The sequence below is a fragment of the Laedolimicola ammoniilytica genome (assembly GCF_025567165.1).
GTDB lineage: Bacteria > Bacillota > Clostridia > Lachnospirales > Lachnospiraceae > Laedolimicola > Laedolimicola ammoniilytica.
The window spans coordinates 41,454-52,678 of the sequence record NZ_JAOQKC010000006.1 but is presented as its reverse complement, the minus strand read 5'-3'; the positions used below and the strand labels follow the sequence as shown (position 1 = coordinate 52,678).

The window sequence follows — 11,225 nt, the reverse complement described above, 5'->3', positions numbered from 1 at the left end:
AGGAAAGATTGATAAATGGGAGTGAAGATATGGAAAAATCAAAGGTGTATTTTACAGATTTCCGGGCACGTCTCGGAGAAGGACTTCCGACGAAGCTGAAACGGTTGATGAAAAAAGCCGGCTTTGCCTCTATGGACATGGAAGGAAAATTCGTAGCCATCAAGATACATTTTGGCGAGCTGGGAAATATCAGCTATCTGCGGCCTAATTACGCCAAGGCTGTGGTAGACATGGTAAAGGAGGCGGGCGGAATCCCCTTCCTGACCGACTGCAATACCCTGTATCCGGGCAGCCGTAAGAACGCCATCGAGCATATGTACTGCGCCTGGGAAAACGGATTTACGCCCATGACGGTAGGCTGTCCGGTGATCATCGGAGACGGTCTTAAGGGAACCGACGACATCGCGGTTCCGGTCAAGGGCGGTACCTACATCAAAGAAGCAAAAATCGGCCGCGCCATTATGGACGCGGACATATTCATCAGCCTGACACATTTTAAGGGCCATGAGACCGTCGGTTTCGGCGGTACCATCAAAAACATCGGCATGGGCTGCGGCTCCCGGGCCGGCAAGAAGGATCAGCACTCCAATGGAAAACCGACCATCGACCCGGAGGTCTGTCGCGGCTGCAAGCGTTGTATGCGGGAATGCGCGAACCAGGGACTGGAGTTTGATGAAACCACGAAAAAGATGCAGGTAAACGCGGAAAACTGTTTGGGCTGCGGACGGTGTCTGGGCGCCTGCAATTTCGACGCCATCCGCTTCGTCACTGACGCGGCTACGAAGGAGCTGAACTGCCGTATGGCAGAATACGCCAAAGCTGTGGTAGACGGCCGTCCCAACTTCCACATTTCCCTGATCGTGGATGTGTCCCCCTACTGTGACTGCCATGGGGAAAATGACGCGCCGATACTGCCTAACGTGGGAATGCTGGCTTCTTTCGATCCGCTGGCCCTTGACCAGGCCTGCGCGGATCTGTGCTTAAAGCAGCAGCCTCTTCCCAACAGCGTACTTTCCGACAACATGAAGAAAGCAGACTTCTGCGATCGTCACGATCATTTCGAAAATACGACGGTAGATTCCGAGTACAAAAGCTGCCTGGAGCATGGTGAAGAAATTGGCCTGGGAAGCAGGGAATACGAGCTGATAGAGATGTAGGCAATACAAAAAAATCCTCTTGTCCGAGATATAAAATTCCAGGACAAGAGGATTCCTATTTATTTGTTTTTCAGAAAGAGCGTAACTTCAAACTGGTTATAGTCACCGCGATAACGGGCAATAGAAAACTCGATAGGAGCTCCAACGCTATTGCAGCCGACAGATTCAAAATATTGTATAGGCTTTCCGCGTTTGATTCCCATGAGCTTTTCGTCATTTGCATTGGCTTCCACAGCTTCGACAAGACGTTTGATAAAATAGATTTCCGTGTCTGTCGAGGAAGAAAGAAGCTGGTACAGAGGAGTCTGTTTTAGATCCTGCGTCAACAGAAAGGAGCATTTGTCATAGGGAAGAAAGGTTTCTACCAGTACGATGGGGCGCTTATCGGCAAAGCGTTTACGGTAGAGGTAAATGACAGGATCGCCTTCCGTCAGATTTAATTTTTCAGCAACTTTATTATCAGCAGTCCGTCGGGATAATTCTAAAATTTCTGTAGAAGGGATAGAACCGGAGCGGCGTATCTGTTCATCAAAGCTTTCAAGCTTTTGGATAAAATCCTGATTGATAGGCTTAATGGCAACAAAAGTACCCTTGCTTTTTACGCGGTACAGGTGCCCTTCCTGCACAAGCTCTGTGATGGCCTGCCGGACAGTGGTACGGCTGATATGGAAAAAGGAGCAAATTTCAGATTCTGTGGGAATTATGCTTCCTCCGGGATAATTTCCGTTTTTTATTTCGGACAGAATCAGTTCCTTTAACTGATAATAAAGAGGAATAGGTATATCTTTCTGGATACGGTTCGATTCTAAAATCATGGCAACTCCTAAAAATGAGACGGTAATATAACGTTGAATTTTCATTATCATAACATATTTTTTCATGATTTTCTACTTATTTGAAAAACAGTAAAATTTAAATAAGCAAAATAATAACATAAAGGAGAAAAAATGGCAGCTACAGAGAAAAAATATCAGCTTGGCACAACAGAAAATCAGGAATTCCTGCGGGAAGTAAGAAATGGACTGTTAAATTTCGGACATCTGTTCCCGTCAACGGGAGGAAGCTCTTATTATCTTGGAGACGATGGAACTCCCTGGGAAGACCGGAACCGCGAGACCTGGATCACAAGCCGTATGGCACATGTTTACAGCATTGGTTCCATATTGGGACATGAGGGAAGCGAGGCGCTGGCAGACGCGGCTCTTAAAGGGCTTCGCGGTGAGCTTCACGATGACAGGAATGGCGGCTGGTATGCTGGCCTTACAAGAGAAAATAAGATCGTCCCCACGAAGCAGTGCTACGCTCATGCATTTGTAATTCTGGCAGCTGCCTCTGGAGTATTGGCGGGAAGAGATGGAGCGGAGGGGCTTTTGAAGGAGGCTTTGGCACTTTATGATTTGAGATTCTGGAATGAAGAAGAAGGACTTTCCTGTGACACCTGGAATACCGAGTTTACAAAGCTTGATCCATACCGTGGATTGAATGCGAATATGCATACAGTTGAGGCTTTTCTGGCAGTTGCAGATGTAACAGAAGATGAGAACTATCGTATTCGTGCCGGCAGGATTATCGACCATGTCCTTGTGTGGGCGAAAGACAATCATTGGCGTATTCCTGAGCATTTTTCCAGCGACTGGGTACCGGATCTGGAATGCAATAAAGAGCGTCCGGACGATCCGTTTAAGCCATATGGTGCAACTCCGGGACATGGAATTGAGTGGGCAAGACTGATTACCCAGTGGGCGCTTTCTACTTATAAAGGAGATAAGAATGGTGCAGCGCCATATAGGGAAGCGGCAGAAAATCTGTATAACAGAGCGGTGGAAGACGCCTGGAATACAGACGGCGCGCCGGGAATCGTCTATACTACAGACTGGAATGGAAAACCACTGGTACACGACAGAATGCACTGGACACTTGCAGAGGCGATTAATACATCTGCAGTACTTTACCATGTGACTGAAAATGAGAAATATGCTGCGGATTATGCGGAGTTTATGAAATATCTGGATGAAAAAGTACTGGATCATGTACATGGTTCCTGGTTTCACCAGTTAGATAGAGAGAATCATCTTCTGGAAACCGTGTGGCCAGGTAAATCAGACATCTATCATGCCCTGCAGGCAACTTTGATTCCGTATTATGCCCCAGGTTTATCTATTGCAGTGGCAGTGAAGAAGTCTTTGTAACTTCAACTGTTCAATACCCGGTATATGCTGATCTCCACAATCTGTCATTTGACAAGGCATGGCAATGCGATTATAATGAAATCACTATTGTGAGGATAAGGGAAAGAGAAACACAACATGTGATAATGGAGGATAAAGCGATGAAGAAAAGATACACAGGAGTACTGGCTGCGCTGGCAGCGGGCGTCCTGATTTTCAGTACGGGGCTTACCGGAGAGGCGGCCCGGATCGGAACGATTACCACGGACGGCTCCCGGGTGCGGGCTACGGCGGACGCAGAGGGACAGAAGGTTTGCTCCCTGCCGATCGATACCATGGTAGACATTACCGATGAGACCCAGAGCGGCGGCAAGACCTGGTATCAGATCAGCTTTACCCTGGACGGAGCACAGAAGACAGGCTGGATTCGTTCGGATCTGCTGAGCGTGTCGGAGACCGAAGAGCCGGCGGAGGAACAGCCTGCAGAGGAACAGCCTGCGGAGGGCGAAGGCGGCGCGGACGGAAGTGTGTCCACAGGAGCTTATACCATTCAGGAGCCCGCAGAGGCTTACGCGGGCGCGGATTCTCTGGAGCAGACCACCATCCAGGTGGGAGAGCAGAGCTATACCGCATACCAGAGCACGGCCACCGATCAGCTCTATCTGGTCTGGGCGTCCGGTGAGGATGGCAACGCCGGCTGGTACTGGTATGATCCCGCGGAAGAGACCTTCCAGCAGGATCTGGGACAGTTCAGCCAGCAGGGGCTGGTGAATTCCCTGCAGAGCGAGCTGACGACCTTAAAGAATACTTCGGCGAAATCCTTAAAGCAGCGCCTGTATATCATGGTCGGCCTGGGGGTTTTAAGCGCGATTCTTCTAATTCTGACCATTGTGTTTGCGGTGAAGAGCCGGAATGCGGAATATGAGTATGAGGACGAAGACGACGAGAGCTCCGGAGAGCCGGACGAGGAAGAAGAGTTCGAGGAGGACGAGGCGAGAGAGAAGAAACGCGGAGGACTGTTCGGACGCAGAAAGCGCGACGAGGACGAAGACGGGGATGATTTCGACGACTTCGTGGAGGCTGCGAAAAAGAAACGTGCTGAGAAGCCGAAAAAATGGGTGGATGACAGCGACGAGAGCGCTTATGATGACGAGGTATACAACGAGGCGGCTTACGATGAGGAAGAAAAGCCGGACCTGAGCCTGACGGCTAACCTGCCAGAGATCGATCTGAGCGCTTTGGACGAGGCAGAAAAAGAGGCGGAGAAGGCAGCAGAGCCGGAGGATACAGACGAGGATCTGGATATCGAGATTCTGGATCTGGACGATCTGAATCTGTAATTACACAAAAGAAAGGAAGAAGGCGGGGTGCTAAAGCCCCGCCTGACTTTGCAGTTACATAGACAGGCAGAAGGAAGTGATACAACATGTTTGAACAGTATACAGAAAAAGCGGCCCATGTGCTGAAGCAGGCGAAAAAGGTGTCTGCGGAGCTGGGGCAGAATTACGTGGGCACTGAGCATATCCTGATTGCCCTGCTCCGGGAAGGCGGCTGCGCGGCAGCAGAGCTGCTGGCGGAGCGGAAGGTGGAGGAGAGTACAGTGGAGGAGCTGATCCGCCAGCTTATTTCACCGGAGGGCGGCGTGCTCCTTCAGGAGCGGAGTGGTTTTACGCCGAGAGCCGAGAAGGTGCTGGAGGAGGCGCAGCTGGAAGCGGAACGGTTCCATGAGGAAAAGGCCGGAACCGAGCATATTCTCATTGCCATGCTGAAGGATGTGGAATGCGCAGCCAGCCGTCTTTTGAACACCATGGATGTTAATGTGAAGGAGCTTTACTCAGCGCTTCTGGATTCCATGGGCAGAACGGGCCGGATTTACCGGGAAGAAGCAGCCCGGAGCGCGAAAATGCAGGGGCGGGGAACACCGACGCTCATGCAGTACACCCGGGATCTGACCTTCCTGGCATACGAGCATAAGCTGGAGCCCTGTGTGGGGCGGGAGCAGGAGATCCGACGTCTGATTCAGACCCTGAGCCGCAAGACAAAGAATAACCCCTGTCTCATCGGCGAGCCGGGCGTGGGCAAGACAGCCATCGTGGAGGGGCTGGCCCAGCGGATCGTGGAAGGAACCGTACCGGACTCGGTACGTGGAAAACGGCTTATGACCCTGGATCTCTCGGGCATGGTGGCAGGCACCAAGTACCGGGGTGAGTTCGAGGAGCGCATTAAAAATGTCATGGACGAGGTGCGGGGCGCAGGCGATATCCTGCTCTTTATCGACGAGCTGCATACTCTGATCGGCGCAGGTGGCGCCGAGGGCGCCATGGACGCGGCCAATATTCTGAAGCCGGCGTTGTCCAGGGGCGAGCTTCAGATCATCGGAGCCACTACTGTGGAGGAGTACCGGAAGCACATCGAGAAGGATGCGGCCCTGGAGCGCAGATTTCAGCCCATTACCGTGGAGGAACCCACCGAGGAGGAGACCATTGAGATTCTGAAGGGTATCCGGAAGAGCTATGAGAAGCATCATCAGGTGGAGATCACCGACGAAGCCCTGGAGGCGGCTGCAAAGCTGTCCAAGCGTTACATCAGCGACCGGTTTCTGCCGGATAAAGCGATTGATCTGATGGACGAGGCGGCGGCCAGAGTAAGGCTTGGGGATAACCAGACTGTTCACGCGGCTGCGGAGCTGGAGCGGGAAAGCGGCGAGCTGTTGGAAGAACTGGAGGCAGCCATCAGGAACCAGGATTTCGCGCAGGCGGCGAATCTTCGTGCGGAGCGCCAGACCGTCGAAGAGAAGCTTGAGAAAGAGCGCACGAAAGCGAAACGTGCCCGGAGCCGGAAAACACTGATTGTCGGGGAAAATGAGATCGCCCAGATCGTATCCGAATGGACGAAGATCCCGGTCAACAGGCTTACGGAGACCGAGACACAGCGTTTACAGAAACTGGAAAAGATATTACACAAACGTGTCATTGCACAGGAGGAAGCAGTTACGGCAGTCGCAAAGGCAGTACGGCGTGGCCGGGTAGGTTTACAGGATCCGAACCGGCCCATTGGATCATTTTTATTCCTGGGACCCACCGGCGTGGGAAAGACGGAGCTTTCGAAGGCTCTGGCGGAGGTGCTCTTTGGCCGGGAGGAGGCCATGATCCGCGTGGACATGTCCGAATATATGGAGAAGCACAGCGTCTCCAAGCTCATCGGAGCGCCTCCCGGATATGTGGGCCATGACGACGGCGGCCAGCTGTCTGAAAAAGTGCGCAGGAATCCTTACACGGTGATTCTGTTCGACGAGATCGAGAAGGCCCATCCGGATGTGTTCAACATCCTTCTGCAGGTGCTGGACGATGGACGGATTACCGATTCCCAGGGACGGACTGTGGACTTTAAGAACACCGTCATTATCATGACATCCAATGCGGGCGCGGGCTCCATCATTTCCCCGAAACGGCTGGGCTTTGCGGCTAAGGATGATGAGAAGCAGAATTATGAGGCCATGAAGAACAGTGTCATGGAAGAGGTGCGCCGGATGTTTAAGCCGGAGTTCCTGAACCGTATCGACGAGATCATTGTGTTCCATGCCCTGAATAAGGAGCAGATGAAGGAAATCGTGTCGATTCTCTTTAAAGATCTGATTAGACGCTGCAAGAACCAGATGGGCATCGCCCTGAAGGTGCGTGACAGCGTGAAGGGCCATATCGTAGATACGGCCTACGATGTGAAATACGGCGCAAGACCCTTGAAGCGGGCCATACAGACCAAGGTGGAGGATCCGCTGGCCGACGAGATCCTGGATGGAAAAATAAAACAGGGCGACGAGGTCGTGGTGACCATGCGCAAGGGTATGATTGCATTTACGGTACACACATCATAAGTTCTGTGCATTGTGAAGCATATTCCTGTACACTTTGTGTGCAGGAATAAAAATTACTCTGGAAATGCGAATCAGAATCGTATATAATCATGTATATCAAAAAACGGTCACGCAATGGGCGGGCTAAAGAGAAAGATCCATCAGGAGGACAAAAGAAATGGCAGTAGTAAAAGAATTAATCCGCGCAGAGAAAGACGGAAGCATCAGCTTTGGAGATTACGAGCTGGCTTCCAAGACAAAGAAGCAGGATTTTGAATATCAGGGAGATTTGTACAAGGTAAAGACCTTCCGCGAGATTACCAAGCTGGAGCGCAACGACCTGTTTGTATACGAATCCGTACCGGGAACTGCTGTAGAGCATTTTAAAGTAACTGCGGACAGCGTGGAGTTTCAGGTAGAAGGACCGGAGGACGCGCAGATTACTCTGGGCTTAGAGGATGATACCGAGTACCTGACCGTCGTAGACGGCGTCAGCGCGGGAGCTATTACTACAGGCCTGGGCGGCAAGCTGGTTTTAAGCGTAGAGCTGGGCGGCAAGGACGCTGTTGAGGTAAAGATTAAGAAGGCGTAAGAGCATGATTCAGGAGTGAACATGGCAAAAGGAAAGACCTCTACGGTGTATTTCTGTCAGAGCTGTGGGTATGAATCCCCCAAGTGGATGGGGCAGTGCCCCGGCTGTCGGGAATGGAACACCTTTGTAGAAGAAACGGTAGAAAAGAAAAGTACCGCGAAGGTACACGAAAGAAGGGCAGCCGGTGGTCCGGTCTGCCTTTCTTCGATTGAGACAAAGGAAGAAGACCGGGTGACCACCCGGATGCAGGAGCTGGATCGGGTTCTGGGCGGCGGCATCGTGCCGGGCTCCCTGGTGCTGGTGGGCGGCGATCCCGGTATCGGAAAGTCTACCCTGCTTTTGCAGGTCTGCCAGAAGCTGGCGGACGACGGGCATGAGGTGTTATACATTTCCGGTGAGGAGTCCTTAAAGCAGATTAAGCTGCGGGCTGAGCGCATCGGGCAGTTTTCCGATAAGCTTCGGCTGTTCTGTGAGACGAATCTGGAGCTGATCGGAGATACGATCCGAAATAATAAGCCGGAGGTCGTGATCATCGACTCCATTCAGACCATGTACAATGAGGACGTAAGCTCCGCCCCGGGCAGCGTGTCCCAGGTCCGGGAGTCCACATCGGTGCTGATGCAGCTGGCCAAGGGACTGGGAATCTCAATCTTCATCGTAGGCCACGTGACCAAGGAAGGTACGGTGGCGGGTCCCCGCGTGCTGGAGCATATGGTAGATACGGTGCTGTATTTTGAGGGAGACCGGCACGCTTCTTATCGAATTTTGCGGGCCGTGAAGAATCGGTTTGGTTCGACCAACGAGATTGGTGTGTTTGAAATGCGGGAGAGCGGGCTGGCAGAGGTTGAGAATCCTTCCCAGTTTATGCTGAACGGCCGACCGGAGGAAGCCTCCGGCTCCATCGTGGCCTGTTCCATGGAGGGTACCAGACCCATCCTGCTGGAGATTCAGGCTCTGGTGGCCCGAAGCCAGCTGGCCATGCCTCGGCGTACCGCAGCGGGTATGGATTATAACCGGGTGAATCTGTTGCTGGCGGTGCTGGAGAAACGGCTGAATCTGCATCTTTCCGGCAGCGACGTCTACGTGAATATCGCAGGCGGGATCCGAATCAACGAACCGGCCATCGATTTGGGCGTGGTGCTGGCTATCGTGTCCAGCAGCCGGGATCAGGCCATTGACGAAAAGGTGCTCGCCTTTGGCGAGGTGGGCCTGAGCGGAGAGGTCCGCGCTGTCAGCCAGGCTGCCCAGCGGGTCCAGGAGGCGAAGAAGCTTGGCTTCACCACAGTGATTCTTCCGGAGGTCTGCCGGGAGCAGATCGGCGATGTGAAGGGTGTCCGTCTCATTGGCGTCCGCAGCGTCGGGGACGCGGTAAGGGCGATTTCGTAAAAATAAGGATAGAAAAAAGCCTGTCGGATATGGAATCCGGCAGGTTTTCTATCCTGTAGAGCAGATAACGGGAATCGAACCCGCCTCCCCAGCTTGGGAAGCTGGTGTTCTACCGATGAACTATATCTGCGGAAAGCAGGTATTAAGCAGAAAGCTTTGCACCTGTTATTTTTAGTTAAATTACGGCAAGTCTGCCTTTGGGGACGGGGATTTCCCGGCCTAATTCTCTGGCTGTAGCAAGCCAATCGGCGATAATCTTTTCGACATTTTCCAGGGCCTTGGCTGGTGTGTCGCCATCAGCCATGCATCCGGGAAGCTCGGGGACATCTACAAGCCATTTTTGGTCATCCTCAGACCAGAAAATAATGCGTTCATATTTTGGCATTTTCACACCTCCAAATGATACTTTAAAATCAGGTTACGAATTTGTTTGACCTGATAGGGCTTGGCTTTGCTGCCGTCAGGTTGAAGGTTTATGATTTCATCTATGCCATTTTTCCAGTAAATAAAATGGTCTCCTCTGATTCTGCATTGAAAACCAAATGCAGTAAGTACTTTCTGCAGGTCCGAAAATCGGATATTCCGGTCCTGTGTTCCGCTTAAAGTAGCCTGCATTAGCTTTGCTAATGTTGCCACGTTAGCGGTATCCCCTTTCTTTATGATATGTCTATACTACCACTTTCATACCCAAAATGCAAATAGTATTCTCCTGAAAACCAAGAAAAGCCGCCCGGATACCGGGCGGCTTTTCTTTTTCTTATGAGGGGGGAGATAGTGATGTCTTAATCAACTATCTGACGTTTATTATACGCAGGAAATGTGTTCAAAGTATGTCCAGATTCTAAAAGAATGATAAAAAAAGGACGGATTTCCTTAACGAATACTTAAGAGAAACGAAAATCACTGTAAGGATTGGAAAAGGAAGGGAGAATATGATATAATGTCGCCAGACATGATATCCTGCTCTATAGGAAACACCATGTTACAGGAAAGCACGAAAGTCATGCTTCCTATAGAGCAAAAACCCCTCCGGGGGATGCACACTCTTTTTTGCCGGATGGCTTACAGAGCGGGACGGCGGGTGAAAGAGAAGAAAAACCGGCGGTATGGCCGGGCAGGAGGTATGGAGATGGCAGAAATGCGGACACTGGAAAATGCATATCTGGTAGTAGAGGTGAGCGACGCAGGCGCGGAGCTTTCCAGAGTATATGATAAGAAGAAAGAGCGTGAAGTGCTGTGGAACGCAGACCCCAAATACTGGGGACGTCATTCCCCAATTCTGTTTCCTTTTGTAGGTAAACTGAACGGCGGCGTCTATCATTATGAAGGAACAGAGTACTCCATGAGCGCCCATGGCTTCGCCCGGGACAGCGAGTTTGAGTGCGTGGAGTTAAGCTCGGAGGCCGTGACGCATCGTCTGGTATCCACAGAAATCACAAAGAAGAATTACCCGTTCAACTTCGAGCTTCTGGTCACCCACAGACTTACAGAAAATCATATCAGCGTAGAGTGGACGGTCAAAAATACCGATACCAAGACCCTGTATTACTCTATCGGCGGCCATCCGGCCTTCAACGTGGATTCCGTCATGGGCTGCCGTCTGGTATTCGATGGCTTGGACAAATTGTCCTGTACCGGCATCGACCTGCCCACCGGAACCGCGGATGCGGAGCATCCGGTGATGTTGACGCTGACAGACCACGTATACACGGTGGGTGAGCACACCTTCGACGCCGACACCATGGTTTTCGATGAGGGCCAGGTCAAGAAGGTCACGCTGGAAGAAGCAGACGGAACCGGGCGCGTTACGCTCATTTGCCCGGACGCGCAGCACGTAGGCATCTGGTCTCCGGTACAAAAGAACGCTCCGTTCATCTGCCTGGAGCCCTGGCTGGGCCGTTGCGATAACAAGGGCTTTACCGGCGAGCTGAAGGATAAATACGGCGAGCAGAGCCTGGAGGCCGGGAAGAGCTTCCGGACCGCTTACGAGATCGTGGTTGAAAAATAACGCATCTATTAGAATTGAGATTATTATCAGAACCATAAAATATAGAAGTTAAAAATAAAAT

10 protein-coding genes and 1 tRNA gene are annotated in these 11,225 nt (G+C 51.6%); 7 read left to right on the top strand and 4 right to left on the bottom strand.

Annotated features, from left to right (window positions below):
* Window positions 1-29 precede the first annotated feature (29 nt).
* Window positions 30-1,157: a DUF362 domain-containing protein gene (locus tag OCV63_RS05895; protein ID WP_158362708.1), complete on the top strand. Its 1,128-nt coding sequence runs from the start codon at window positions 30-32 to the stop codon at window positions 1,155-1,157.
* A 59-nt stretch (window positions 1,158-1,216) separates the two neighbouring features.
* Here the strand turns inward: OCV63_RS05895 and OCV63_RS05890 are convergent, their stop codons facing one another.
* On the bottom strand, window positions 1,217-2,038 hold the full coding sequence (locus OCV63_RS05890) for a GntR family transcriptional regulator (RefSeq protein WP_262670662.1): 822 nt from the start codon (window positions 2,036-2,038) through the stop codon (window positions 1,217-1,219).
* 66 nt (window positions 2,039-2,104) lie between these two features.
* Between OCV63_RS05890 and OCV63_RS05885 the strand changes: the two genes are divergently transcribed.
* The 5 genes from OCV63_RS05885 (at window position 2,105) to radA (ending at window position 9,156) form a co-directional block, all read left to right on the top strand.
* Window positions 2,105-3,346 carry an AGE family epimerase/isomerase gene (locus OCV63_RS05885; RefSeq protein ID WP_158362706.1) on the top strand — a complete coding sequence of 414 codons (1,242 nt, stop codon included), beginning with the start codon at window positions 2,105-2,107 and terminating at the stop codon, window positions 3,344-3,346.
* Between the two features lie 140 nt (window positions 3,347-3,486).
* Entirely contained in the window at window positions 3,487-4,665 is a 1,179-nt protein-coding gene (locus tag OCV63_RS05880; RefSeq protein WP_158362704.1) for an SH3 domain-containing protein, read from the top strand.
* A gap of 86 nt (window positions 4,666-4,751) precedes the next feature.
* Window positions 4,752-7,199, top strand: a complete 2,448-nt coding sequence (locus tag OCV63_RS05875) for an ATP-dependent Clp protease ATP-binding subunit (RefSeq protein ID WP_158362702.1) — start codon at window positions 4,752-4,754, stop codon at window positions 7,197-7,199.
* A gap of 157 nt (window positions 7,200-7,356) precedes the next feature.
* Window positions 7,357-7,770, top strand: a complete 414-nt coding sequence (locus OCV63_RS05870; RefSeq protein ID WP_158362700.1) for an endosialidase — start codon at window positions 7,357-7,359, stop codon at window positions 7,768-7,770.
* A gap of 21 nt (window positions 7,771-7,791) precedes the next feature.
* A complete protein-coding gene (radA, locus tag OCV63_RS05865) occupies window positions 7,792-9,156 on the top strand; it encodes a DNA repair protein RadA (RefSeq protein ID WP_158362698.1) in 1,365 nt (454 codons plus the stop codon).
* A gap of 59 nt (window positions 9,157-9,215) precedes the next feature.
* Here radA and OCV63_RS05860 read toward each other — a convergent pair.
* The 3 genes from OCV63_RS05860 to OCV63_RS05850 form a co-directional block, all read right to left on the bottom strand.
* Window positions 9,216-9,286: transfer RNA gene (locus OCV63_RS05860), tRNA-Gly, on the bottom strand.
* A 45-nt stretch (window positions 9,287-9,331) separates the two neighbouring features.
* Window positions 9,332-9,541, bottom strand: coding sequence for a type II toxin-antitoxin system HicB family antitoxin (locus OCV63_RS05855; protein WP_158362696.1), 210 nt, complete (start codon window positions 9,539-9,541; stop codon window positions 9,332-9,334).
* Window positions 9,542-9,543: 2 nt separating this feature from the next.
* Window positions 9,544-9,792 (bottom strand): type II toxin-antitoxin system HicA family toxin, encoded by a 249-nt coding sequence (locus OCV63_RS05850; RefSeq protein ID WP_158362694.1) that lies wholly within the window; start codon window positions 9,790-9,792, stop codon window positions 9,544-9,546.
* Between the two features lie 493 nt (window positions 9,793-10,285).
* Between OCV63_RS05850 and OCV63_RS05845 the strand changes: the two genes are divergently transcribed.
* Entirely contained in the window at window positions 10,286-11,164 is an 879-nt protein-coding gene (locus OCV63_RS05845; RefSeq protein ID WP_262670661.1) for an aldose 1-epimerase family protein, read from the top strand.
* Window positions 11,165-11,225 lie beyond the last annotated feature (61 nt).